General features: G+C 64.9%; 23 protein-coding genes and 2 rRNA genes. 22 read left to right on the forward strand and 3 right to left on the reverse strand.

Annotated elements, in window-relative coordinates; translation table 11 throughout:
• The 3 genes from EXQ71_07135 to EXQ71_07145 are packed head-to-tail and all read left to right on the forward strand — an operon-like array spanning position 1 to position 1938.
• Positions 1-810, forward strand: coding sequence for a survival protein SurE (locus EXQ71_07135; GenBank protein ID MSO87282.1), 810 nt, complete (start codon positions 1-3; stop codon positions 808-810).
• Positions 811-868: 58 nt separating this feature from the next.
• Entirely contained in the window at positions 869-1744 is an 876-nt protein-coding gene (locus EXQ71_07140) for an ATP phosphoribosyltransferase (protein ID MSO87283.1), read from the forward strand.
• Positions 1744-1938 carry a hypothetical protein gene (locus tag EXQ71_07145; GenBank protein ID MSO87284.1) on the forward strand — a complete coding sequence of 65 codons (195 nt, stop codon included), beginning with the start codon at positions 1744-1746 and terminating at the stop codon, positions 1936-1938. The genes EXQ71_07140 and EXQ71_07145 overlap by 1 nt, the downstream gene beginning before the upstream one ends.
• 10 nt (positions 1939-1948) lie before the next feature.
• On the opposite strand, the gene EXQ71_07150 is transcribed toward EXQ71_07145, so the two are convergent.
• Positions 1949-2347: a hypothetical protein gene (locus EXQ71_07150; protein MSO87285.1), complete on the reverse strand. Its 399-nt coding sequence runs from the start codon at positions 2345-2347 to the stop codon at positions 1949-1951.
• Between the two features lie 338 nt (positions 2348-2685).
• On the opposite strand from EXQ71_07150, the gene EXQ71_07155 reads away from it, so the two are divergent.
• The 6 genes from EXQ71_07155 to EXQ71_07180 are packed head-to-tail and all read left to right on the forward strand — an operon-like array spanning position 2686 to position 8185.
• Positions 2686-3357: a translation initiation factor IF-3 gene (locus tag EXQ71_07155; GenBank protein ID MSO87286.1), complete on the forward strand. Its 672-nt coding sequence runs from the start codon at positions 2686-2688 to the stop codon at positions 3355-3357.
• A 34-nt stretch (positions 3358-3391) separates the two neighbouring features.
• Positions 3392-3586 (forward strand): 50S ribosomal protein L35, encoded by a 195-nt coding sequence (locus EXQ71_07160; protein MSO87287.1) that lies wholly within the window; start codon positions 3392-3394, stop codon positions 3584-3586.
• A gap of 23 nt (positions 3587-3609) precedes the next feature.
• On the forward strand, positions 3610-3978 hold the full coding sequence (locus EXQ71_07165) for a 50S ribosomal protein L20 (GenBank protein MSO87288.1): 369 nt from the start codon (positions 3610-3612) through the stop codon (positions 3976-3978).
• Positions 3789-4808 (forward strand): RNA methyltransferase, encoded by a 1020-nt coding sequence (locus tag EXQ71_07170; protein MSO87289.1) that lies wholly within the window; start codon positions 3789-3791, stop codon positions 4806-4808. The genes EXQ71_07165 and EXQ71_07170 overlap by 190 nt, the downstream gene beginning before the upstream one ends.
• 19 nt (positions 4809-4827) lie before the next feature.
• Positions 4828-5826, forward strand: a complete 999-nt coding sequence (locus tag EXQ71_07175) for a phenylalanine--tRNA ligase subunit alpha (GenBank protein MSO87290.1) — start codon at positions 4828-4830, stop codon at positions 5824-5826.
• A 10-nt stretch (positions 5827-5836) separates the two neighbouring features.
• Positions 5837-8185: a phenylalanine--tRNA ligase subunit beta gene (locus EXQ71_07180; GenBank protein MSO87291.1), complete on the forward strand. Its 2349-nt coding sequence runs from the start codon at positions 5837-5839 to the stop codon at positions 8183-8185.
• Between the two features lie 14 nt (positions 8186-8199).
• Here the strand turns inward: EXQ71_07180 and EXQ71_07185 are convergent, their stop codons facing one another.
• Positions 8200-8658, reverse strand: a complete 459-nt coding sequence (locus EXQ71_07185; protein MSO87292.1) for a DUF3039 domain-containing protein — start codon at positions 8656-8658, stop codon at positions 8200-8202.
• On the opposite strand from EXQ71_07185, the gene EXQ71_07190 reads away from it, so the two are divergent.
• From EXQ71_07190 to EXQ71_07235, 10 genes are all read left to right on the forward strand, one after another.
• Positions 8606-9637, forward strand: a complete 1032-nt coding sequence (locus tag EXQ71_07190; GenBank protein ID MSO87293.1) for an N-acetyl-gamma-glutamyl-phosphate reductase — start codon at positions 8606-8608, stop codon at positions 9635-9637. The two genes, EXQ71_07185 and EXQ71_07190, sit on opposite strands and share 53 nt — an antisense overlap.
• A 64-nt stretch (positions 9638-9701) precedes the next feature.
• Positions 9702-10874: a bifunctional glutamate N-acetyltransferase/amino-acid acetyltransferase ArgJ gene (argJ, locus tag EXQ71_07195; GenBank protein ID MSO87294.1), complete on the forward strand. Its 1173-nt coding sequence runs from the start codon at positions 9702-9704 to the stop codon at positions 10872-10874.
• On the forward strand, positions 10874-11758 hold the full coding sequence (argB, locus tag EXQ71_07200) for an acetylglutamate kinase (protein ID MSO87295.1): 885 nt from the start codon (positions 10874-10876) through the stop codon (positions 11756-11758). The genes argJ and argB overlap by 1 nt, the downstream gene beginning before the upstream one ends.
• 50 nt (positions 11759-11808) lie before the next feature.
• The gene (locus EXQ71_07205) at positions 11809-12966 is read left to right on the forward strand and encodes an acetylornithine transaminase (GenBank protein ID MSO87296.1); all 1158 of its coding nucleotides are present in this window, start codon (positions 11809-11811) and stop codon (positions 12964-12966) included.
• The gene (locus tag EXQ71_07210) at positions 12963-13865 is read left to right on the forward strand and encodes an ornithine carbamoyltransferase (GenBank protein MSO87297.1); all 903 of its coding nucleotides are present in this window, start codon (positions 12963-12965) and stop codon (positions 13863-13865) included. Before EXQ71_07205 ends, EXQ71_07210 begins: the two co-directional genes overlap by 4 nt.
• The gene (argR, locus tag EXQ71_07215; protein MSO87298.1) at positions 13865-14329 is read left to right on the forward strand and encodes an arginine repressor; all 465 of its coding nucleotides are present in this window, start codon (positions 13865-13867) and stop codon (positions 14327-14329) included. Before EXQ71_07210 ends, argR begins: the two co-directional genes overlap by 1 nt.
• 23 nt (positions 14330-14352) lie before the next feature.
• Positions 14353-15552, forward strand: a complete 1200-nt coding sequence (locus EXQ71_07220) for an argininosuccinate synthase (GenBank protein MSO87299.1) — start codon at positions 14353-14355, stop codon at positions 15550-15552.
• On the forward strand, positions 15549-16931 hold the full coding sequence (gene argH, locus EXQ71_07225; GenBank protein MSO87300.1) for an argininosuccinate lyase: 1383 nt from the start codon (positions 15549-15551) through the stop codon (positions 16929-16931). The genes EXQ71_07220 and argH overlap by 4 nt, the downstream gene beginning before the upstream one ends.
• Before the next feature lie 43 nt (positions 16932-16974).
• Positions 16975-17355 carry a hypothetical protein gene (locus EXQ71_07230; protein ID MSO87301.1) on the forward strand — a complete coding sequence of 127 codons (381 nt, stop codon included), beginning with the start codon at positions 16975-16977 and terminating at the stop codon, positions 17353-17355.
• The gene (locus EXQ71_07235; GenBank protein ID MSO87302.1) at positions 17356-18006 is read left to right on the forward strand and encodes an NUDIX domain-containing protein; all 651 of its coding nucleotides are present in this window, start codon (positions 17356-17358) and stop codon (positions 18004-18006) included.
• Here EXQ71_07235 and EXQ71_07240 read toward each other — a convergent pair.
• On the reverse strand, positions 17984-18493 hold the full coding sequence (locus EXQ71_07240) for a hypothetical protein (GenBank protein MSO87303.1): 510 nt from the start codon (positions 18491-18493) through the stop codon (positions 17984-17986). The two genes, EXQ71_07235 and EXQ71_07240, sit on opposite strands and share 23 nt — an antisense overlap.
• A 367-nt stretch (positions 18494-18860) precedes the next feature.
• On the opposite strand from EXQ71_07240, the gene EXQ71_07245 reads away from it, so the two are divergent.
• The 3 genes from EXQ71_07245 to EXQ71_07255 all read left to right on the forward strand — a co-directional run bounded on the left by EXQ71_07245 (position 18861) and on the right by EXQ71_07255 (position 25392).
• Positions 18861-20129 carry a tyrosine--tRNA ligase gene (locus EXQ71_07245; GenBank protein ID MSO87304.1) on the forward strand — a complete coding sequence of 423 codons (1269 nt, stop codon included), beginning with the start codon at positions 18861-18863 and terminating at the stop codon, positions 20127-20129.
• Positions 20130-20542: 413 nt separating this feature from the next.
• A 16S ribosomal RNA gene (locus EXQ71_07250) occupies positions 20543-22076 on the forward strand.
• Positions 22077-22316: 240 nt separating this feature from the next.
• Positions 22317-25392 (forward strand): 23S ribosomal RNA (locus tag EXQ71_07255).
• Together the 16S and 23S rRNA genes form the textbook arrangement of a ribosomal RNA operon.
• Positions 25393-25409 lie beyond the last annotated feature (17 nt).

Genomic DNA, 25409 nt, shown 5'->3' on the forward strand with positions numbered 1-25409 from the left:
GTGTTCGCCCGCACCATCTTTTGTTGTTTCACAATCGTGCTACTGGCCACGGGTTGTGGGGGAAAGGACGACTCCGCGTCGACCCCCACCGAGCCCACCTCGGCCCCGTTAGCGCCCCTCACCGTGTTGGTGACCAACGACGACGGAATCGGTGCCCCTGGCCTCGATACGCTCGTGTCCGTGCTGGGGGAGATGGAAGGCGTCGAGGTGGTCGTGGTGGCCCCGGCGGAGAATCAGAGCGGCACCTCCGACACGACCACCGCGGGAGCCGTCGTCCACCGCCCCGGTGCCACCGCCAGCGGCGTGGCGGGCACCGCAGTGGAGGGCTATCCGGCCGATGCGGTGAAGGTGGCCCTCGACGAACTGGCGCTGGTGCCCGATCTGGTGGTGTCGGGGGTGAACGAGGGGCAGAACGTGGCCAATTTCGCTCAGGTGTCGGGCACGGTGGGGGCGGCTCGCACCGCACTGCGCCGGGGTATCCCCGCGGTGGCATCGAGCGCCGGGCTGGGTCCGCTGGCCAACTTCAACGCCGGTGCCACGCTGGTGGCGGATTGGATCACCGCGCATCGCGACGAACTGGCGAAGGGAACCGCCCAGACGGCCACGGTCACCAGTTTCAACGTGCCCGGATGTACCGTCGGCACCGCCAAGGCCGTGATCGAGGCACCCCTTGCCCCGGCCGTACCGGCGAATGTGAATGTATTCGTGACCGCCAACTGCGACCTCGTGCCCGCCACGGCCCCCACCAACGATGCGGAAGCCCTGATGGGCGGCTACCTGGTCATGACTCCCGTACCTGCCGAGTTGTAGCGGCTTCAGGACCAACGCGTTTCTTGCTGACCGCTCGCAGGCTCTACCCTCCACAGTCGTGCTTCGTCTCGTGCTTCCCAAGGGTTCCTTAGAAAAGTCCACGCTCGAGCTTTTCGAGGCCGCCGACCTGCGAGTGGAACGGTCATCGGTCGTCGATTACAAGGCATCGATCAACGATCCCCGGATCAACGAGGTGCGAATCCTGCGCCCCCAGGAGATTCCCGGGTATGTGGCCGAGGGACTGTTCGACCTGGGGATCGCGGGCCGTGATTGGGTGGAGGAAACATCCAGTGACGTGGTCATCCTCGGCGAGCTCAAGTATTCCAAGGCCACCAGCCGCCCCTTCACGATCGTGCTGGCGGTGCCGCAAGACTCGCCCGTCAACGACGTCACCGACCTTCCCCCCGGGGTGCGGGTGTCCACGGAATACCCCGAGCTCACGCGGCAGTTCTTCGAGACCCACGGCATCGAGGCCGACATTCGCCTCAGTTACGGCGCCACCGAGGCCAAGGTCCCCGACATCGTGGACTGCATCGTGGACGGTACCGAGACCGGTCGGGCCCTGCGCGCCGGCGGCCTGAAGATCGTGAACGAGGTGCTCGTTAGTTATACGGCGCTCGTGGCGAACCCCGCCGCCGCCGCCGATTCCGAGAAACGTCACGCCATGGAGCAGATCAAAACCCTGCTGGATGGAGTGATGGAAGCGCGAGAGAAGGTCCTCGTGAAACTCAACGTGTCGAGCACCGACCGCGACGCCGTGATCGCCATCCTGCCGGCGATGAAGGCCCCCACTGTGTCGCAATTGTTCGGTGACGGCGGTTACGCCATTGAGACCGTGGTGCCGAAAGCCACGATCAACACGCTGATTCCCGCCCTGAAAGACGCGGGGGCCACCGACATCATTGAACTGGCATTGGCCAAGATCGTGCATTGATGGAAGGGCTCGTGACCACCTTCGACGACCATCGCGGGTTGGGCTCCATCCGAGGTGAGCAGAGGGACTTTCCGTTCCATTGCACCGCCCTGCTCGACGGCAGTCGGGAGGTGGCGGTGGGCGCGGCGGTGGCCTTTGCGGTGCGTCCCGGCGGGCAGGGTCGCTGGGAAGCCACCCAGATTGCCAAACTCTGAGGCGAGGTTGCTACTGGGTGGAGCCCTGGGTTCCGACTCGGTTATGTACGTCGAGATAGGCGGCCCGGAGCTGCCCGAGGGCATCGCGGAGGGTGGGTTCGGCCTCGCCGAGGCGGCCCTCGAGCCCCTCGACCAGGGCGGCGAGGGCATCCACCGCCAGGCTGGCCTCCACCAACTGGGGTGGCTCGCTCATGAGGTGGATGGCGGCGAGTTCGTACATCCCCATGGCGTGGTTGGCCACCACCACGGCGGCGGGTGCCGCCAGCAATTCCCGGCGGACTTCCTCCATCTCGGCCTGCATCGCCGCCAGGCGGGCCTGCTCTTCGGGGGGGAGATCCCCAGAGGGCTGGGCTGGATCAGAGCTCGGCGGGGCGGTCTCCGTGGGCGCGGGCGTGGGGCGGGGGGGCACGGGATGGTCTCCACCGGGTGTCCATAGGCTCATCGGTGCACTCCTCGGGTTGTGGTGCGTCGGAACATCGTCGTACCCTATGCCCCGTAACTGAAAACAGAAGCGGGGCATCGCCCCCGCCCAGCCACCATTTAGGGTGCGTTGGGTCGACCAAGGTCAATCACTCCTGCGGGTAGTCCGTTGTGGTGCGCGGCGGATGTCGGCTTCTCCGACATCCGCCTTGTTGTTTTTGGGCGGCATCGGTCGGTGAGCCAACCCATTCCGCGCCCAGGAGGTAGCAGCGCCTACATGAACAGGATTTCCCAATAGCCACGCCCCCGGCCACCGGCGAGCCACGGATCAATGATCGGATCCGGGCCCGTGAGGTACGACTGGTGGGCCATGACGGGCAGCAGATCGGTATCAAGCCGCTGCCCGATGCGCTCTCCCTTGCCCGGGAACTCGATCTCGACCTCGTCGAAGTTGCGGCCCAGGCGAATCCCCCGGTCTGCCGAATCATGGACTACGGCAAATACAAGTACGAGGCGGCCCAGAAGGCGAAGGAATCTCGCCGGAAGACCACCAACGTCGTGATCAAGGAGATGAAATACCGACCCAAGATCGGCGTCGGGGACTTCGACACCAAAACTCGCAAGGTGGAGCACTTCCTCACCGAGGGTCACAAGGTGAAAGTCACCTTGACCTTCCGTGGTCGTGAGGTGGCTCATCCGGAACTCGGCCGAAAGATCCTTGAGCAGGTAGAGGTTGCGGTGAAGGACGTGGGTCGAGTGGAGATCTTCCCTCGCATGGACGGACGCAACATGACCATGGTGCTAGCCCCCGACAAGAAGGCACAGGCAGCGGCGGCGAAAGCAGCAGCGGCAGCCCTTGCCGAGGCCAAAATGTTGGCCGACGAAACGCCGGTCATCCAAGCCACTGCAGCCATCGAAGCCATCGACACCACCGACACCACCGACACCACCGACACCACCGACACCACCGAGACGGACAGCGAGACCAACGCCACCTGAGGTTCTCGGTTCGCCCGAAAAGAGAGATCCACTCATGCCCAAGATGAAGACCCACCGCGGCGCCAAGAAGCGCTTCAAAGTCACTGGTACCGGCAAGCTCCGGCGACTGCAGGTCAACAACAACCACATCCTTGAGAAGAAGGCGCCCAAGCGGATGCGCCGGCTCAAGGGTGAAACCAGTGTCGCTCCCGGTGACGCGGCTCGAATCAAACGGATGCTCGGCCTCTAGGCCGGGTTAAGGAGGAACGACTTATGGCACGAGTAAAGCGCGCCGTCCATTCGAAGAAGAAGCGCCGGGCAACCCTCGAGCGCGCCCAGGGCTACTACGGCAACAAGAGCCGGTCCTTCAAGTCCGCCAACGAGGCGGTGATGCACGCCGGTCGCTATGCCTTCCGTGACCGTCGGGCTCGTAAGGGCGACTTCCGCTCGCTGTGGATCCAACGAATCAACGCCGCCTGTCGGGAGAATGGGACGAGCTACAGCCGTTTCATTTCCGGGTTGCGGGTGGCCGAGATCACCGTCGACCGCAAGGTGCTGGCCGATCTGGCCGTTCGGGAGCCGCTGGCCTTCGCGTCCCTGGTGCAGACCGCCACCGAGGCCTCGGCCAAGGAGACCACCTGAACCATGATCGAGGGCCGATCGGCCCCCGACATCCCAGCGTGCAACTGCTGCGGCGCCTCTCGGGGCGCCGCGCGGCGCGTCTAGAGGCCGGAGCTTTTGTCGTGGATGGGCCCGTGCTCATCGCGGAAGCCCTCACCGCGGGAGTGGCCATCCGTGAGGCCTTCGCCACCGACCGCGTGGACCCCGCCCTCATCGACACCCTCGAGGTCGCCGGCGTCAGGGTGCACGAGATCCGGGAAGAGGTGTTGGCCCGAGCGGTGGACACGGTCAGCCCGCAGGGAATCGCCGCTATCGCCGCCCGGGTGGAGGTATCGGTGTCCGAGGCGGTGACCGCCGCCGCCGCCGGGGCCATGGCGTTCGTCCTGGTAGACGTAGCCGACCCCGGCAACGCGGGCACCTTGCTGCGGGCCGCCGAAGCGTCCGGAGCGGCCGCGGTATTGTTCTGCGGGACCTCCGTGGATCCCAGCAATCCGAAGTGCGTGCGGGCATCAGCGGGGGCGCTGTTCCACCTCCCGGTGGCCAGCGGAGGAGACACGATGGCGGTAACCGAGGCGCTACGAGAAGCGGGGGTGCGCACGTTCGCCACCGTGGTGCGTGGCGGTACGCCGTACCACACCGTCGATCTCACCGGACCGACGGCGATCCTGCTCGGGAGCGAGGCCCACGGCCTGCCCGACGACGTAGCCGCCGCCGTCGATCAGTGCCTCACGATCCCGCTCACCGGACGGGCCGAGTCCCTCAACGTGGCCATGACCGGATCCGTGCTGGCGTTCGAGGCCCTCCGCCAACGGACGAGCGCGCCGAAACCGATTGGCGGCACCCCGGGCTGACCGGGGACCATTCTCTGTCATGCTCGAGAACATCGCCGCCCTTGAGACCACCGCGCCGCCGCGTCTGGCGGCCGCCGGCAGCCTCGAGGAACTGGCGGCGATCGAGTCGGAACTGCTGGGTAAGAAATCGGTGCTGGCCTCCTACAAGTCCCAGTTGGGTGGGCTCGACCCCGATGGGCGGCGAGCGGTAGGCGGGGCCCTCAACCGGGCGCGGGCCACCGTGGAGAGTGCGGTAACGGCCCGTCGGTTGGAACTGGAGGGGGAACAGCGCCGCCTCCAACTGAACGCCGAGCGGCTCGACCTCACCGAAGCGGCCCCCGGAACCGGCGCCGGTCACCTCCACCTCGTCACCCAGGCCATGGAGACCCTCGAGGATGTGTTCGTCGGGATGGGGTTCACCATTGCCGAGGGTCCCGAGGTAGAGACGGATTGGCACAACTTCGGCGCCCTCAATTTCCCGCTCGATCACCCAGCCCGGGACATGTACGACACGCTCTACGTGGAGATGGGGGCGCCGGGCTCCACCGTGCTTCGCACCCACACTTCACCGGTGCAGGTGCGGGTGATGAGCGGCGAGGAGCCGCCCTTCTACATGGTGATGCCCGGCCGGGTGTTTCGCCAGGACACCCCCGACGCCACCCACATGCCTGTCTTTCATCAGATCGAGGGGTTGGTGATCGACCGCAACATCACCTTCGCCGACCTCGCCGGCACGCTCGATGCCTTCACGAAGGCGTTCTTCGGCGGCGATTTCACCTCTCGCCTGCGGCCGTCCTACTTCCCCTTCACGGAGCCTTCGGCGGAGTTCGACATCCAGCGTCCCGACGGCTCGTGGTTGGAACTCGGGGGCTGCGGGATGGTGCACCCCAATGTGTTGAGCAACTGCGGCATCGATCCCGAAGAGTGGCAGGGCTTCGCGTTCGGGTTTGGGCTCGATCGCCTCGGGGCCAGTGCCCATGGAGTGGCCGACCTGCGCGACCTCTTCACCAACGACATCCGCTTTCTGAGTCAGTTCTAAGGACAGCAGCATGAAGGTCTTGCTCTCGTGGTTGCGCGACTTCGCTCCCTTCGAAGGGGACCCCGTCGCGCTCGGTGAGGAGATGAGCGACCTGGGCATGGCGGTGGAGGAACTCGAACGTCTCGGCGAGGGTCTCGGGGGGGTCGTGGTGGCGCGGGTGATCGACACGCGACCAGTAGAAGGGGCCAACAAGATTCACCTGGTCACCGTCGATGCCGGAGACGGCGAGCCACTCGAGGTGGGGTGCGGGGCCTTCAACATGCAGGTGGGCGATCTCGTCCCGTTGGCCACCATTGGCACCACGATGCCCAGCGGGATGGAGATCGGCCGTCGCAAGATGGCCGGCGTATGGTCGAATGGGATGCTGTGCTCAGCCTCCGAACTGGGCCTGGGTGGTGATACCGGCGGGATCTTCCTCCTCCCGAACCACCTGACTCCCGGGACGCCCTTCACCGAGGCGTTGGGCATTTCGGCCGATGTCCTCTACGACCTCGAGATCAATCCGAACCGGCCCGATGCGATGTCGATCGCCGGCGTGGCGCGCGACCTAGCGGCGCGGCTACGGCTGCCCTTCAGTCTTCCCGACCCCACCCCGGTCCTTCTCCCGGCGGCGGCGATTGGCTCGGTCGGGGTGGAGATTTTGGCCCCCGAACGGTGTGGCCTGTTCGAAGCCCGGGTGCTGCGAGGTGTCGCCGTGGGCCCGGGCGATCCGAAGGTGGCCACCCGCTTGGCGCTGCTCGGAATGCGCTCGATCAACAACGTGGTGGACGTGTCGAACTACGTCATGCTCGAACTAGGGCAGCCCAATCATCCCTATGACCTCGCCAAGGTGGCGGGCCCCGGCTTTCGGGTGCGTCTGGCGCACGACGGGGAAGCGCTCGTCACCCTCGACGCCATCGAGCGTTCTCTGAGCCCCGAGGACCTTCTGATCTGCGATGGCCATGATGTACCCGTGGGGCTGGCGGGCATCATGGGTGGATCGGCCAGCGAGATCGATGCGAGCACTCAGGACGTCCTCGTGGAGATGGCCTGGTTCCACCCGATAGGCATCGTGAAATCCTCGCGCCGGCACAAACTTCGATCCGAAGCGTCGGCTCGCTTTGAGAAGGGGACCGATCCCGAAATCGTGGATCTCGCCATGCGCCGGTTCGCCGATCTGCTCGGGGCAGGGTTGGAAGACGGCTCGGTACGGGCCACCGGCACCTTGCCCGATCGGCCTCCAGTGCTCGTGCGCACTGCTCGCGTGGCCAAGTTGTTGGGTTCGGATTTGGGTTCAGCTCGCATCGCGGAGGTGCTCGATCCCATCGGCTTCCGGGTTACCGCCGTGGGGCAGGATCTCGAGGTGCAGATTCCGTCGTGGCGCTACGACTCCGCCACCGAGATCGATGTGATTGAGGAAGTAGCCCGTCACCACGGCTACACGGCGCTGGGCCGCACCCTTCCTCGCGCCGCCACCACCGGCGCGCTATCGGCGCGCCAATTGGATCGGCGCCGCCTGCGGGCCACGTTGGTGGGTCGGGGAATCTCCGAGGCCATGCCGATGCCCTTCCTGGCCCCGGGGGAGTTGGCCCGTTGTGGACTGCCCGACGACGGCATCACCATTGCCAATCCCCTGGCGGCCGAACAGTCCGTGTTGCGCACTTCATTGCTGCCGGGTTTGGTGGGGGCAGTGGCCTACAACTGGTCGCACCGCAACCACGGCGTGCGGCTCTTCGAGATCGGCCACACCTTCAACCGTCCCCGTGATCCCCACGCGGAGTTGCCCGATGAACGAGAGGTGCTTGGGGTGGTGTTGGCGGGATCGGCGGCTCCCGACGCCGTCCTGGTGTGGCACGCGTTGGCGGAGGCCCTCGGGCTAAGGGATGTGGGCCTGCACAACGACCCTCGGCCCGGCCTGCATCCCACCCGTTCGGCGTCGTTGCGGTTCGGCGATCTCGCGGTGGGGGCAGTAGGGGAAATCGATCCGGAGGTACTGGCGGTCCACGACATCGCTGAGCGGGTTGGCTACCTCGAACTCGATCTCGATGCCCTTCTTGACCGACCCCACGGTGACGCCGTCTACCGGTCCTTCAGCCTCTTCCCGAGTAGCGATATCGACCTCGCCTTCGAGGTAGACGACGAGGTCCCCGCCGCGGCCGTGCACGACGCCATCGACGCCGCTGGTGGTCCGCTGTTGTGGAGCGTGGAACTCTTCGACGTGTATCGCGGGCCAGGGGTGGCCGAGGGTCGCCGGAGCCTCGCCTACCGCCTCCGCTTCCAAGCGGCCGAGCGCACCCTCACCGAGGGCGATGTTGCTGCCGCGCGCTCAGGGGTGATTGATGCCGTGCAATCGGCGCTGCCCGCCACGTTGCGCACCTAGGCCCATCGGCGCCCTCAACTACCGGGGGTCTCGTTGAGGCCACCGTCGCCCATCTGGCGGTAGAGGCTGTAGATCTCCTGACAGATGCCACAGAGGGGGAGTTTGCCGGGATCTTTTTGAGGCACGAAGCGTTCCCCGCACAGGGCCTCCAGCGGATAGCCGAAGATTCGGGCTTCGGTCACTTTGGCCGCCGCTGATTCGCCCGGTTCGGTCCTCACGATGTGGGCCGATTCGGGTGAGGCGGTGGACAGGTTCTCGTCGGTGCGGCGGTCGAGGTCGGGGTCGATCGTGGTGACCGAGGGGTGAGACGGGACAACCATGAGGCGAGAACATAACGCCTCCCGGCCGCCGAGCGAAACCACGGGGAGGAGGCGGAGAGGGCCGGGAGGCTGAAGGGTCCTTGCATGATCATGCAAGATGATGCATGATTCTCGGATGGTTTCCGTAGGCATCATCGGGGCGTCGGGCTTCATCGGCGCCGAGTTGCTGCGCTTGAGCGCGGCCCACCCCGACCTGGACGTCCGTATGGCCACCGGCGACAGCCAAGCCGGGTCCCGGGCCGCCGATCTCTACCCCAGTTTGGCCGCCGCCTATCCGTCGCTCGTCTACCGGGCGTACGACCCGGCCGAGGTGGCCGGTCTGGATGTGGTGTTCCTCGGCCTGCCCCACGGTGCCAGTCAGGCCATCGTGCCCGAGCTCATCGGCAAGGTGGGTCACCTCGTCGACCTCGCCGCCGACTTCCGTCTCCAGGACGCCCGCTTGTACCCCCAGTGGTACGGCGAGGCCCACACCGCCCCCGAGTTGCTGCCGCACTTCGCCTACGGCCTCCCCGAACTGTTCCGCCCCGCCATCCTTGCCGCCACCCACGTGGCCACCCCGGGGTGCTATCCCACCGCAGCGGCCCTCGCCCTCGCCCCGCTCACGCGGGCCGGGGTCATCGACCCGCAGGGGATCATCGTGGACGCCGCCTCGGGAGTGTCCGGTGCCGGCCGCTCGCCGCAAGCGTCCACCACCTTTTGCGCGGTGGACGAAGATTTCACGGCCTACGGCCTGCTCGACCATCGGCACACCCCCGAGATGGAGCAGATACTCGGAGCCACGGTCCTCTTCACCCCCCATTTGGCCCCGATGAACCGCGGTATCTTGGCTACCTGTTACGCCCGCCCCACCGGCACCACCAGCACGACGGCGCTCCTGGATCTCCTCCGTCAGGCCTACGCCGGCGAGCCCTTCGTGGTGGTCACCGAAACCTCGCCGTCTACCAAGGCCACCCTGGGTTCGAACTGTGCCCATGTCACGGCGCGCTATGACCCGCGTAGCGGGTACGTGTTGGCCATCGCCGCCCTCGACAACATCACCAAGGGCGCCGCGGGGGCCGCGGTGCAGTGCGCCAACCTGCTCCTCGGCCTCCCCGAAACCACCGGCCTTCCCATCGCCGGGGTCTACCCATGAACCCCGGGCTGCGGTGGACGACGGAATGTCCCATCCCCCCGTCGGGAGAGATCGTGAGTTGGCTATGAGTGTGACCGCGGCCGCAGGATTCCGGGCCCACGGGGTGGCCTGTGGCATCAAGGAATCGGGTGATCTCGATCTCAGTATCGTGGCCACCCACGACGGTGAGCCGGTCAGCGCCACGGCGGTGTTCACGCAGAACAAGATGACCGCCGCGCCGGTGATCACCACGAGTGCCCACCTGCTCTTGTCCGAGGGGCAGGCCGCCGCGGTGGTCCTCAACAGCGGATGTGCCAACGCCGCCACCGGCCCCTCCGGTGTGGCCGATGCCGAGCGCATGACCGAGTTGGTGGCGGCGGAGATCGGTTGCGCGGCTCACGAGGTGCTCGTCTGCTCCACCGGGCTCATTGGTTACTCGCTGCCCATGGATGCCATTGCGAGCGGCGTGGTGGACCTGGTAGCGGGACTCAACTCCAGCCCCGCCGGTGCCATCGCCGCCTCCCAAGCCATCTGCACCACCGACACCCACCGGAAGGAAGCGGTGGTGCGGGGGCCGGGGTTCGTGGTGGGGGGCATGGCTAAAGGGGCCGCCATGCTCGCCCCCAACATGGCCACGATGTTGGCGGTGATCACCACCGATGTCGCTCTCGCCGCGCCCGCCCTTACCGAGGTGCTGCGGGCGGCGGTGGCGGCGAGCTTCAACTCCATGTCCTCGGATGGATGCACCTCCACCAACGACACCGTGATCCTCCTCGCCTCGGGGCTAGCCGGTCCGCCCACCGACTCGGCGGCGTTCGCTGGCGCGGTGGCCGAGGTGTGTCTCGACCTGGCCACCCAGATGGTGGGCGACGCCGAGGGCCACACCAAAGTGGTGCGCGTGAAGGTCACGGGAGCCGCCTCCGATGACGATGCGCGCGCCGGCGCTCGTCGGGTGGCGGAGAGCCAACTCGTGAAGTGCTCCTGGTACGGCAAGGACCCCTACTGGGGTCGGATTGCCAGTGAGTTGGGCGCGGCGGGGATCGTCTTCGAACCCGAACGCCTGACGGTTCGCTACGGCGAGTTGATCGTGGCCGAAGGAGGCGTCACCGCGCCGGTGGACCCCATCGCCATCGCCGCCTACATGGACCAGGAGTGGATCGAGGTCACGGCCCACCTCGGCCTCGGCGATGGCCGAGCCCAGATCCTCACCAACGATCTCACCCACGCCTACATCGACGAGAACATGGGTACCTCATGATGCCGACTGTCCCCACCGCCCGGGAGACGGCCGAGGCCCGGGCCGCCGTGCTTATCGAGGCTCTGCCCTACATTCAGCGCTTCCATGGCCGCACCATGGTGGTCAAGTACGGCGGTAACGCCATGGTGGACCCCGCGCTGGCGGCCACCTTCGCCGCCGATGTGGTGCTGATGCGCTCGGTGGGCCTGCGGCCCGTGGTGGTCCACGGCGGAGGTCCTCAGATCAGTGACCTGATGACGAGGCTCGGCAAGGTTCCTGAGTTTCGCGACGGCCAACGCGTGACCGATGCCGAGACCGTGGACATCGCCCGCATGGTCTTGGTGGGCAAGGTCAATCGCGAGATCGTGGCCTCCATCAATCTCCACGGATCCCTCGCCGTGGGCGTGAGCGGGGAGGACGCCGGTCTCATCGTGGCCGGTGCCCGCCACCCCGACCTCGGCTTCGTGGGTGATGTTCAGTCCGTGAACCCGGCCATCCTCCAACGCCTCCTGGCCGAAGATCTCATTCCGGTCGTGAGCACGATGGGGGCCGATGCCCAAGGGCAGACCTACAACATCAACGCCGACACGGTGGCAGGAGCGCTGGCCGAGGCTCTTGGTGCCGAGAAGGTCATCTATCTCACCGACGTCGAGGGCCTCCTCGCCGATTGCGACGATCCGGGCAGCCTCATCAGCCGGATCGATGCTTCCGGCTTGGCTGAACTGGTGGCCGCCGGAGCCCTGAGAGGCGGGATGATCCCCAAGATCGACGCCTGCTTGCACGCGGTGGGGCATGGGGTGGCCTCGGCCCATCTCCTCGATGGTCGGCTCCCCCATGTCGTCCTGCTGGAACTCTTCAGCGACGCCGGTATCGGCACCATGATCGTGCCCGAGGAGCCCGCATGAACACCCACGCCCAGGCCATGGGCGCACCGTCGCTCGACCACTGCCCGCTCATGCCCACCTACGGGCCCCCATCGCTACAACTGGTGCGGGGTGAAGGGGTTTGGCTCTGGGATAGGGACGGGCGTCGCTATCTGGATCTGCTCTCGGGTCTGGCCGTCACCAGCCTCGGCCACAGTCATCCCGCCGTGGCGGACGCCCTCTACGCCCAGGCCCAGACGCTGCTGCATGTCTCCAACCTCTTCGGCACGGAACCGGGTTGGCAGGTGGCCCAGACCCTCGATCGTCTCCTCGGGGTGGGCCAGCCCGGCTGGCCCGCCGCCGGCGGTATGCGGGGGCAGGTGTTCTTCGCCAACTCCGGGGCCGAGGCCAACGAATGTGCCCTGAAGTTGGCCCGCCGCTTCGGAGGACGCGGTCGGCATGTTGTGGTGAGCGCCTTCAACTCCTTCCACGGGCGCACCCTGGCCACGCTCCACGCCACCGGCCAGCCCGCCAAGCACGAGGCGTTCCAGCCCCTTCCGGAGGGGTTCCGCCACGTCGCCTGGCAGGACCTCGACGCGCTCGAAGCGGCGCTCGACCCATCGGTCGCCGCCGTGCTCCTCGAGCCGGTGCAGGGCGAGGGTGGAGTGAACCCGGCGAGTGCGGCCTACTTCCAGGGCGTGCGGCGGCTGTGCGACGAGCGCGGCATTCTCTTCATGGTCGATGAGGTGCAGACGGGCCTCGGCCGGTGCGGCTCGTGGTTCGCTCACCAACACCTCGGCGTCGTGCCCGATGTGGTCACCATGGCCAAGGCCCTCGGAAACGGCGTGCCCATCGGAGCCTGTTGGGCCAAGACCGAGGTGGCGGCGGTCTTCGCTCCCGGCGACCACGCCACCACCTACGGGGGCCAGCCGCTGGCGGCGGCCGCCGCCCGCGCCGTACTGGCGGTGATGGAGGCCGAAGACGTCCCGGCCCGAGCACAGCGGGCCGGCCAGCGATTGACCCGCGGGGTGACGGCCCTGGCGGGCGTGAAGGAGGTGCGGGGACTCGGGCTGTTGTTGGCCGTGGAACTCGACGGCCATGATGCCCCTGGCGTGGCGGCTCGCCTGTTGGCTGACGGCGTGATCGTGAATGCCATCACGCCCACGGCGCTGAGGTTGGCGCCGTCCCTGTTGATCAACGATGAGGAACTCGACGTCGCCCTCGTCGCCCTCACGGAGGTTCTCACATGACCCGGCACCTGCTCGATCTCGACGACCTCTCGCCGTCCGAACTAACCCGGATCCTCGATCTGGCCGATGACCCGTCTCGTCCACCGCTCTTGGCCGGCCAGACGGTGGGGCTCTATTTCGAAAAGCCGTCCCTACGCACTCGCCACTCCTGCGAGACGGCGGTGGTCCACTTGGGCGGGCACCCGGTGACCTTCCGCTCCGATGAGATCGGCGGGAGCGGGCGGGAGTCGATGACCGACATCACCCGGGTGCTGTCGGGGTATCACGCCATCCTGGGCGCTCGGGTGTTCGATCACCGGGTCCTCGAGGAGATGACCGCCTGCTCGCAGATTCCGATCGTCAACCTCCTTTCGGACCGAGCCCACCCCTGCCAGGTGCTCGCTGATCTCCTCACGATGCGCCAAGAGTGGGGGAGTCTGGCCGGTGCCACGGTGGCCTGGATCGGCGACTTCAACAATGTGGCCCGAAGCCTGGCCCTGGGCGCCGCCATGGCCGGCATGCACTTCCGGATCGCCAGCCCCGTCGGCTTTGGGCCCAGCCCGGCCGACATCGATCGCCTCATCCTCGCCGGTGCCGCCGGCCCGCCGTTTATGAGTGATCGGCCGGTGGAAGCCGCCGCCGGAGCCGACGCCGTTCATACCGATGTGTGGTCCTCGATGGGCCAGGAAGACGAAATCGCCGCTCGTCGGGCCGCTTTCGAGGGATTTCAGGTGGACGCCGCCGTGATGGCCGCCGCCACCGCGAAAGCCGTGTTCATGCACTGCCTGCCCGCCCATCGGGGCGAGGAAGTGGCCACCGTGGTGGTCGACGGTCCACAGAGCCGGGTCATTGTCCAAGCGCACAACCGTCTCCATGCCTTTCGAGGCCTCCTGCGCTTTCTCCTCGAGGGGACGGCCTGATGGTCGCCAAGCCACAACGACAACACCGCATCACCAAGCTCCTCGCCGAGCAGGCGGTGACGAGCCAAACCCACCTCGTGGAACTGCTCAGCGCCGAGGGGGTGAGCGCCACCCAAGCCACGGTCTCGCGAGATCTGCAGGACCTCGGGGCCATTCGGGTTCGGGTGGCGGGCGGGGACACGGTGTACGCCATCCCCGAACTCCCCGCCGAACAAAGGGCGCCGGAGGACCATCTCCGACGCGTCTTTGGCGATTGGGTGGTGGAGGTCAATCAGTCCGGCAATCTGGTGGTCCTTCGCACGCCCCCCGGCTCGGCCCACGTGGTGGGCTCCGCTCTGGATCGCTCCGGGCTCCCCGGCGTGCTGGGTACCGTGGCGGGAGATGACACCCTCATCGTCGTAGTCGCCCAAGACGCACAAGGTTCCGCAGTAGCCCATCAACTCTCTGATCTCGCTGGTCTCTAACCACCCAGGAAGCAGGCATACCCATGACTAAGCGCGTCGTTCTCGCCTACAGCGGCGGCCTCGACACGTCGGTCGCGGTCCGCTGGATGATCGACAATCTCGGGGTGGAGGTCATCGCCCTGGCCGTAGATGTAGGCCAGGCCGCCGAAGACTACGAGGTGGTCAAAGAGCGCGCCCGGGCGGCCGGGGCGATCGACGCCATCGTGGTCGATGCCAAGGAGGAATACGCCGCCGAGTACTGCGCCCCGGCCCTGGCGGCCAACGCGCTCTACGAGAACCGCTACCCCCTGGTTTCGGCTCTCTCTCGACCGGTCATTGTGAAACATCTCGTGGCCGCCGCCGCCGAGCACGGGGCCGACGCGGTGGCCCATGGCTGCACGGGGAAGGGCAACGATCAGGTCCGCTTCGAAGTTTCCACTCGGGCCCTCAATCCGGACCTCGAGGTCATTGCGCCGGTTCGTTCCTGGGGCATGACCCGCGAGGACAGCATTCTCTACGCCTATGACCACAACATCCCGATCGTGGCCACTAAGGAGAAGGTGTATTCAATCGACGACAACATCTGGGGACGGGCTATCGAGTGCGGCGAGATGGAGGATCCTTGGAACACCCCCCCGGCGGGCGTCTGGCTCCTCACCCGCCCCACGGCCACCGAACCGGTCGAGGTCGTCCTGGGCTTTGAGGCAGGGGTGCCGGTGAGCATCGACGGCGAATCCCTCAGCGTCTTAGGGGTCGTCGAGCGCCTCAACGCGTTGGTAGGGAGCTACGGCTGGGGCCGCGTGGACATGGTGGAGAACCGTCGGGTTGGCATCAAGAGCCGGGAGACCTATGAGTGCCCGGCCAGCCTCGCGCTCATCCTCGCCCATCGGGATCTGGAAGGCGTCTGCCTCGAACGTGATGTGCAGCGCGAGAAGGCCCGGATCGAACCCCGCTACGCCGAACTCATCTATGACGGGCTCTGGTTCAGTCCCCTCAAGGAGGCCTTCGATGCCTTCATCGCCGAGACCCAGCGCTACGTCACCGGGGAGGTTCGTCTGGCCTTGGCCCCGGGGTCATGTGAGGTCACGGGCCGCCGCAGCCCCCACAGCCTCTACGACTACGGGCTGGCCACCTACGAGGCCGACGACTCATTCCGTCATGAAGATTCGGCGGGGTTCGTGCGGCTGTGGGGGCTGTCGGTGGAGACCTGGGCGGGGACGCAGGGCCGCCTGCACCAACGATGAGCACGCTCTGGCACGGCCGCTTTGCCGGGGGACCGGCGGAGGAACTGCTCGCCTACACGGCGAGCCTGTCTTTCGACCAACGTCTCTGGCCCGATGACCTGAAGGGCTCGCGCGCCCATGTGCGGGGTCTCACGGGCGCCGGCGTTCTCACCCGCGCCGAGTGTGACGCGGTGTTGGGGGCGCTTGATCAGGTGGAGAGCGAACTGAGCGCGGGCTCTTTTGTTTTCGGCCCCGCCGATGAGGACATCCATACCGCCGTTGAACGACGGGTTACCGAACTGGCCGGGGCGGCGGGGGCCAAACTTCATACCGGGCGTAGTCGCAACGATCAGGTGGCCACGGATCTGCGGCTCTACACCAAGCGGGCCCTGCGAGAGGTGGCCGGACGCATCCTTGGTCTTCAACAAGTGCTGGTGGATCAGGCCATCGCGGTGGGGGAGGCATACCTGCCGGGGTACACCCATCTCCAACGGGCGCAACCGGTGTTGCTGGCCCATCACCTCTTAGCCCACGGATGGGCTCTGGCGCGCGATGTGGATCGCCTCCTCGACTGTCACCGCCGGGCCGACGTGTCACCCCTGGGCGCGGGGGCGTTGGCGGGATCGTCGATTCCCCTCGATCCCGATGGCGTGGCGGCGGAGTTGGGCTTCGCCCACCGGTTCGAGAACAGCCTTGATGCGGTGTCGGATCGGGACTTCGTGGCCGAGGCGGTATTCGACCTCACCATGGTGGGTATTCATCTGTCCCGAATGGGGGAAGAGGTGGTGCTCTGGTGCAGCGAGGAGTTTGGCTTTGCCCATCTCGACGACGCCTACAGCACCGGCAGCTCGATGCTCCCGCAGAAAAAAAACCCCGACATCGCGGAACTGGCTCGGGGCAAGGCTGGCCGTCTCATCGGAGATCTCACCGGTCTGCTGGCCACCCTCAAGGGCCTACCGCTGGCCTACAACCGCGATCTCCAAGAGGACAAGGAGCCGTTGTTCGATGCGGTTGATCAGGTATCCCTTGCCCTCACGGCGATGGGGGGCCTGATGGCGACGCTGCGTTTCGATGTGGAGCGCATGCAGGCGGCCGCCGACGTACCGGCCGCCGCCGCCACCGACCTGGCGGAATACCTGGTGGTGGGGGGTATGCCGTTCCGAGAGGCCCACGCGCTCGTGGGGACCCTCGTGCGCCAGTCGATGGAAGCGGGCCCGTCGCTGGCCGCGCTCGTAGCCGCCCACCCCGCCTTGGGTGACAACGGTGTGGCGCTGCTCGCGCCGGGGGTGTCGGTCACGCGGCGCACCACTCCCGGCGGGGCGGGCCCGGCCGCGGTAGCGGTGCAACTGCGCCGCTTCGAGGAGCAACTGCGCGCCGATGGGGAGCGCGTCGCTCTCTGAGCGGCGTCGCCAGGCCGGCCCAATGCGCAAGGCTCGGTAGTTGATGAGCTATCTCCATCACGTGCAGATCCGCTACGGCGAGGTCGACATGCAACAGGTCGTCTTCAACGCCCATTACCTGGCCTATTGCGATGATGCCGCCGATTGTTGGTTTCGCTCGCTGGGCGCCCTGGGCCCGGCGAGCCCTTGGGACGTGATGGTGAAGAAGGCCACCATCACCTGGGACGGCGGCGCCCGGGTGGGCGACGACCTGGCCATCGCCGTAGCGGTGGTTCGCTGGGGCCACAGCAGTTTCGATGTTGGGTTTGTTGGCACCGTGGAGGGCGCACCCGTGTTCAACGCCGAACTCACCTACGTGGCCGTGCAGATCGGAACCACCACCACGGTGCGCGTGCCCGAGGACTTCCGCCAGGCCGCCACCTGAATGGGGGCGACCCCCACCGAGGCCACGGGGTCGGTGGCGTTGGCGCGGCACCAACGCGGGGCCTCAAGCCTGGCGCCGAGCGCGGACCTTGCCGTGGCCCAGGACGCCGTGCGAGCCGTTCCCCCGGGGGATCGTGCCGTCGAGGAGAACCGGTGCCGCATCCTGGCCTTCCTCGCCAACCACCCCGATGCTCTGCACCGCTCCTGCACCCCCGGCCACCTCACCGGCTCTGCGTTGGTGATCGATGTGGCGACTCGTCGCACCTTGCTGCTGTTCCATACCAAGATGCGGCGATGGCTACAGCCCGGGGGTCATGCCGACGGCGATGCCAACCTGGCGGCGGTTGCTCTGCGCGAAGCGGAGGAGGAGACGGGCATCGAAGGAATGTCGGTGGTCACCCCCGCCATTGACCTCGATATCCACTGGTTCCATCACGCCGGGGGCGCCGAAGGAGATCACCTCCACCTCGACGTTCGGCATCTGGTCTTGGCGCCCGCCGGTTCGGTGGCGGTCACTAACCATGAATCGGAGGGGAACCGGTGGGTGGGCCTCGACGATCTGGTGGCGCTGGGGGCCGATCTAGGGACGCGGCGGATGGCGCGGGCGGGTTTTGCCGTGCTGAACGGTCTCAGCCCACGTCAAGAGGGGTAGCGCAGGCCGGCATGCGGTTGTCAGCGGCAAAGGCATCAATGAACTCCGTGATCTGTTCCCGATCTTTGGCGGACACGAGCAGGCGGACATCGGGATCGGAACGCAAGGCGTCGGCGTAGCGCTCTCGGTCGCCCAGGTAGATCCGCCAGTCGGCGAGCCAAGCCTCCACCAAACGGCCCTCGCCGGTGGGGGGCACCAGAGCGTCGAGGTCCTCAAGCATGGCGGCAAACTCGTCGTTGGCGCGCTCCACTACGGCGGCCTGCTCGCTGGCGTTCTCCGACTGATTAGCGGTGGGCAACTGACCCACGACGGCCTGGGCAGAAGCGCAGCGTCGCTGGGCGGCCACCGCGAAGGACGGGTCTGCCAAGCGATCCGGTGGCGGTTGTCGGCCGGGGCCGACGGCGAGGTACACGACATAGACCCACATGGCCACCATGGCCGCCACGAGCACGATCACGGTGATCCGACCAGCGGAGGGGGTAGCCACAGTGCGCAGCCTCCCCATCGGGGTGGGGCCGTGTCCACTCGGCTAGTCATCCACGTCAAGGATCACGGTGGCTCCCGGCCGGAACGCCGATGCACGGTCGTCTCCGGATGGCATGGAAGGTATACCGAAGCGCTTGCGCGGGGCGGTAGATCGTAGAGGACTCGATCTTCTGCGGTGTCTTGGTCAACGTCTCGCGACCTTGGTAACGGCAAGCATCAGCAGGAAGGGCCAGGACTGCAAAGCTGCGGAAGGAAGAGCGAATCCGCGGCTGGGCTGGGATCATCTTGACGCATTGACCCCGCCCCCTTACGGACGCCGAGCGATTCGGCTGGACCGGGAGGCCCTCCGGCGGGGACGATGGGGAGTGATGGACATACTCGCTGACCTGGATCGTCGTGGTTTGGTGCAGGACACCACCGACCGCTCGGCGCTCCACGCGCTCATGGAGCAGGGCCCGATCACCCTCTACTACGGCTGTGACCCCACCGCCGCGAGCTTGCATCACGGCAACCTGATCGGCCTGTTGACCCTGCGCCGTTTCCAAGACGCCGGTCACCGACCGTTGGCCTTGGCGGGGGGCGCCACGGGAATGGTGGGCGATCCGGGGGGTCGCTCCTCGGAGCGCAATCTGCTCGATCGGGACACCCTGGCGGTAAATGTGGCCGCCATCAAAAGCCAGATCGCGCGCCTCCTCGGCCCGGAAGGTCCCTGGACGCTGGTAGACAACCTTTCCTGGACAGGGGAACTGCGCTTGTTGGACTTCCTGCGCGACGTGGGCAAGCACGTGACGGTGAACCAGATGGTGGCTCGCGAGAGCGTGAAGGCGCGCATGGCGGGGGAGAACGGCATCTCCTTCACAGAGTTCTCCTACATGCTTCTCCAGGCCAACGACTACGCGTGGTTGCACGAGCGCGAGGGGTGTGTCCTGCAGATCGGCGGGTCCGATCAGTGGGGCAACATCCTCTCCGGGGTGGATTTGATCCGCCGCCGTCAGGGTGCGGTGGCCCACGGCCTGTGTTGGCCGTTGCTCACCAACGCGGCCGGGGCGAAACTGGGAAAGTCCACCGGGGCACAGGTGTGGCTCGACCCGGAGATGACCTCGCCTTATGCCTTCTACCAGCACTTTTTACAGACCGAGGACGTAGACGTGCCTCGACTGCTGGCCCAGTTCACCCTCCTGTCGATGGACGACGTCGATGCCCTCGTGGCCGCCCATCAGGCCGCTCCCGACCAACGGTTGGGTCAGAAGACCCTGGCGGCGGAGGTCACCGAGGTGGTGCATGGACCCGAGGCACTGGCGGCGGCCGAGCAGGCCGCCGCCGTGCTCTTTGGCGCTGATCCGCGAGAGGCCTCCGCCGAGGCCCTTGCCGCCGTGGCCCGCGAGGTGCCGGGTGCCACCCTGGCTCCGGGAGAGTCGCTGGCCGTCGGGGTCGACCTTGCTCTGGTGCTCGTGCGCACCGGCTTGGCCAGCTCGGGGGGCGATGCCCGCCGCCAGATCGACCAGCACGGGATTTCGGTGAACGGCCAGAAGGTGGACGTCGGCCGCCCTCTCACCACCGCTGATCTCGTCCAGGACCGCTGGGTGCTCATTCGGAAAGGGAAGAAGGGCTGGGCGGTCCTCGACGCAGGGGCCTGATCACCGCTTCTCCCTCCCCGCTTGCCCCGAGTTGACACTCTTCACGGCGGCCCGCTAGGTTGTCCCTTCGCCCCACGGAGGCCCTGACACTGTCGGGTAGCCACCGGAAGGGTGTCTCGGCACCACCGTTGCCCACTGGGTGACGACTGCCGGTTGAGCGCTGCTCTTCGGAGCGGACGAGGCTCCTTGAAAACAGAAGAGAGGACGAAAAAGCGAGTGCGGGCGTCTGCCCGACTCTCCTCGGAGGGTCGCGCAGCCGTTCAAAGAATGAAATGCACTTGATACGGACAGCAGTAAATGCTGGCTGTTCTGGTGCCAGTCGGCAAAGAACGGGATCATTCAACCGATCCCGGGATCGCCGGCTCTTCAAAACCGATCGAAGGGCCCCCCGCCTTGGTGGAGGGTTCGAGATCTCGATGGAGAGTTTGATCCTGGCTCAGGACGAACGCTGGCGGCGTGCCTAACACATGCAAGTCGAACGAGGTCCATACAGTGGCAACACTGTGGAAGGCCTAGTGGCGAACGGGTGAGTAACACGTGAGGAACTTGCCCCGGAGACCGGGATAACTTTTCGAAAGGAAAGCTAATACCGGATGTCCTCACCGAGTCGCATGGCTTGGTGAGGAAATGGATTCCGCTCCGGGAGAGCCTCGCGGCCTATCAGCTAGTTGGTGGGGTAACGGCCCACCAAGGCATCGACGGGTAGCTGGTCTGAGAGGACGATCAGCCACACTGGGACTGAGACACGGCCCAGACTCCTACGGGAGGCAGCAGTGGGGAATCTTGCGCAATGGGCGAAAGCCTGACGCAGCAACGCCGCGTGCGGGATGAAGGCCTTCGGGTTGTAAACCGCTTTCAGTGGGGACGAAACAAGACGGTACCCACAGAAGAAGCCCCGGCCAACTACGTGCCAGCAGCCGCGGTAACACGTAGGGGGCAAGCGTTGTCCGGATTCATTGGGCGTAAAGAGCTCGTAGGCGGTTCGATAAGTCGGGTGTGAAACCTCCAGGCTCAACCTGGAGACGCCACCCGATACTGTTGTGACTAGAGTCCAGTAGAGGAGCGTGGAATTCCTGGTGTAGCGGTGAAATGCGCAGATATCAGGAGGAACACCAGCAGCGAAGGCGGCGCTCTGGGCTGGCACTGACGCTGAGGAGCGAAAGCGTGGGGAGCGAACAGGATTAGATACCCTGGTAGTCCACGCCGTAAACGTTGGGTACTAGGTGTGGGGTCTTATCAACGGATTCCGTGCCGAAGCTAACGCATTAAGTACCCCGCCTGGGGAGTACGGCCGCAAGGCTAAAACTCAAAGGAATTGACGGGGGCCCGCACAAGCAGCGGAGCATGTTGCTTAATTCGAGGCAACGCGAAGAACCTTACCTGGGTTTGACATGGTAGGAAAAGCCATAGAGATATGGTGTCCTTTTGGGCCTATCACAGGTGGTGCATGGCTGTCGTCAGCTCGTGTCGTGAGATGTTGGGTTAAGTCCCGCAACGAGCGCAACCCTTGTCCTATGTTGCCAGCACGTAATGGTGGGGACTCGTAGGAGACTGCCGGGGTCAACTCGGAGGAAGGTGGGGACGACGTCAAGTCATCATGCCCCTTATGTCCAGGGCTGCAAACATGCTACAATGGCTGGTACAAAGGGCTGCGAAACCGCGAGGTTGAGCGAATCCCACAAAGCCAGTCTCAGTTCGGATCGGAGTCTGCAACTCGACTCCGTGAAGCTGGAGTTGCTAGTAATCCCGGATCAGCAACGCCGGGGTGAATACGTTCCCGGGCCTTGTACACACCGCCCGTCACACCACGAAAGTCGGTAACACCCGAAGCCAGTGGCCTAACCCCTCGGGGAAGGAGCTGTCGAAGGTGGGATCGGCGATTGGGGTGAAGTCGTAACAAGGTAGCCGTACCGGAAGGTGCGGCTGGATCACCTCCTTTCTAAGGAGACATCCCCTCATCACGAGGGGTACTCCCGAGTTGATCACTCGCTATTCGGTCCTCCATGTCAGGCGACGAAATTGAGTTTCGGCTCTTTCGCACACCGGTGGCAGGTCCCTACGTCTTCTCTTCTGTTTTGAGGGAGTTTCTCCCTCGAGCTCTGCCAGGCACCGCCGGCCCTTCGGGTCGGTGTCCTGGCGTCTACGACCCGTTGGTCCGGAAGCTCCTTGAGAATTGCATAGCGAGCACGAGCATCTTTGTTCTTCCAAGTTACAAAAAGCCAACGGTGGATGCCTTGGCGCCTAGCACCGATGAAGGACGTGGGTGGCCACGAAAGGCCACGGGGAGCTGCCTACCAAGCTTTGATCCGTGGATATCCGAATGGGGAAACCCGGCACCCGTCATGGGGTGTCACTCCCGCCTGAACACATAGGGCGGGTAGAGGGAACCAGGGGAATTGAAACATCTCAGTACCCTGAGGAAAAGAAAGCAACCGCGACTCCCTTAGTAGCGGCGAGCGAAGAGGGAACAGCCTAAACCGAAATGGTGTCAAGCCTGGTGGCGTTGCCATTTCGGTGTTGTGGGAACTGACAGTCGGTGCACCAGAACCGGCACTGAGTTACCAAGTTGATGCGTAGTGGAAGGGTTCAGGAACGGCCCACCGCAGAAGGTAAGAGTCCTGTACACGAAACGCACTCAGCCTCAGGTCAAGTCTCCCGAGTAACGCCGGAACCGTGAAAGTCGGCGTGAATCAGCGAGGACCACCTCGTAAGGCTAAGTATGTCTAGGCGACCGATAGCGAATAGTACCGTGAGGGAATGGTGAAAAGTACCCCGGGAGGGGAGTGAAATAGTACCTGAAACCGTTGGTTTACAATCAGTCAAAGCGTCGTTTCGGACTTGTCCGAAGCCGCGATGGCGTGCCTTTTGAAGAATGAGCCTGCGAGTTACGATGTGTGGCAAGGTTAACCAGTGATGGGGAGCCGGAGCGAAAGCGAGTCTGAATAGGGCGTTCAGTCGCATGTTGTAGACCCGAAGCCGAGTGATCTACCCATGGGCAGGTTGAAGCGGGGGTAAGACCCCGTGGAGGACCGAACCCACCATGGTTGAAAACATGGGGGATGACCTGTGGGTAGGGGTGAAAGGCCAATCAAACTCGGTGATAGCTGGTTCTCCCCGAAATGCATTTAGGTGCAGCGTGGAGTGTTCAGTCATGGAGGTAGAGCACTGGATGGGTACGGGGGCCAACAAGCTTACCAACCCCAGCCAAACTCCGAATGCCATGACTCCAGAGCTCTGCAGTGAGACCACGGGGGATGAGCTTCGTTGGTCGAAAGGGAAACAGCCCAGACCGCCGGCTAAGGCCCCAAATTCTGGACTAAGTGGTAAACGATGTGGGATTGCACAGACAGCCAGGAGGTTGGCTTAGAAGCAGCCACCCTTGAAAGAGTGCGTAACAGCTCACTGGTCGAGTGATCCTGCGCGGACAATGTAACGGGGCTCAAGTCCAGAGCCGAAGCCGCGGATTTCTGTCGCAAGACAGGAGTGGTAGGGGAGCGTCGACCTCGCAGCGAAGCGGTGGTGTGAACCGTCGTGGAGCGTGGTCGAGTGAGAATGCAGGCATGAGTAGCGAAAGAGGGGTGAGAAACCCCTCCGCCGAAAGCCCAAGGGTTCCTGGGGAAGGCTAATCCGCCCAGGGTGAGTCGGGAGCTAAGACGAGGCCGAGAGGCGTAGTCGATGCACAACCGGTTGATATTCCGGTACCGCTGTGCCCGCGCCAATGCTGATCTTGAGTTGCTAAGGGGCTGTCTTCGGACGAACCGACCCACTTGAAGGACGCAAGCAACGCGGGGACGCAGGAAGGTAGATCATCCCAGGCGATGGTAGTCCTGGGGTAAGCGTGTAGGACGGGGACTAGGTAAATCCGGGCCCCATAAAGTCTGAGACGTGATACCGAGCCGTTACAGGTGAAGTGATTGATCCTATGCTGCCTAGAAAAGCCGCTAGTTAGTTGGCACAGCGCCCGTACCCCAAACCGACACAGGTGGGCAGGTAGAGAATACCAAGGCGATCGGGAGAACTGTGGTTAAGGAACTCGGCAAAATACCTCCGTAACTTCGGGAGAAGGAGGGCCCCACTAGGGTGAAGGACTTCGCGTCCTGAGCTTGAGGGGGCCGCAGAGACCAGGGGAAAGCGACTGTTTACTAAAAACACAGCAGCGTGCCAAGCCGTAAGGCGATGTATACGCTGTGACGCCTGCCCGGTGCTGGAAGGTTACGGGGAAGGGTTAGCCGTAAGGCGAAGCTCTGAACCTAAGCCCCAGTAAACGGCGGCGGTAACTATAACCGTCCTAAGGTAGCGAAATTCCTTGTCGGGTAAGTTCCGACCTGCACGAATGGCGTAACGACTTTCCTACTGTCTCAACCACAGACCCGGCGAAATTGAAGTACGAGTAAAGATGCTCGTTAGCTGCAGCAGGACGGAAAGACCCCGTGCACCTTTACTACAACTTGGTATTGGGTTTTGGCATGCGCTGTGTAGGATAGGTGGGAGACTTGGAAGCATTGGCGCCAGCCAGTGTGGAGTCACCCTTGAAATACCACCCTGCGTATGCCGGGACTCTAACCTTCGTCCGTGATCCGGATGGGGGACAGTGCCAGGCGGGTAGTTTGACTGGGGCGGTCGCCTCCTAAATTGTAACGGAGGCGCGCAAAGGTTCCCTCAGCCTGGTTGGCAATCAGGCGCTGAGTGCAATCGCACAAGGGAGCTTGACTGCGAGACCTACAAGTCGAGCAGGTACGAAAGTAGGCGATAGTGATCCGGCGGCTCCTTGTGGAAGGGCCGTCGCTCAACGGATAAAAGGTACGCCGGGGATAACAGGCTCATCTTCCCCAAGAGTCCATATCGACGGGAAGGTTTGGCACCTCGATGTCGGCTCATCGCATCCTGGGGCTGAAGCAGGTCCCAAGGGTTGGGCTGTTCGCCCATTAAAGCGGTACGCGAGCTGGGTTTAGAACGTCGTGAGACAGTTCGGTCCCTATCCGCTGCAGCCGGAGGAAACTTGAGGAAGGCTGTCCCTAGTACGAGAGGACCGGGACGGACGCAGCTCTCGTGTGCCAGTTGTCCTGCCAAGGGCACCGCTGGTTAGCGACCTGCGGAAGGGATAAGTGCTGAAGGCATCTAAGTACGAAGCCTGTTCCAAGATGAGGTTTCCCACTGGGTCAACCAGGTAAGGCCCGTGACAGACCATCACGTTGATAGGCCGGAGGTGTAAGCACAGCAATGTGTTCAGCCGACCGGTACTAATCGGCCGAGGGCTTGGATCGACAATAATGTTCGTGC

The sequence above is a fragment of the Acidimicrobiia bacterium genome (genome assembly GCA_009694375.1).
Classification (GTDB): Bacteria; Actinomycetota; Acidimicrobiia; order Acidimicrobiales; family VFJN01; genus VFJN01.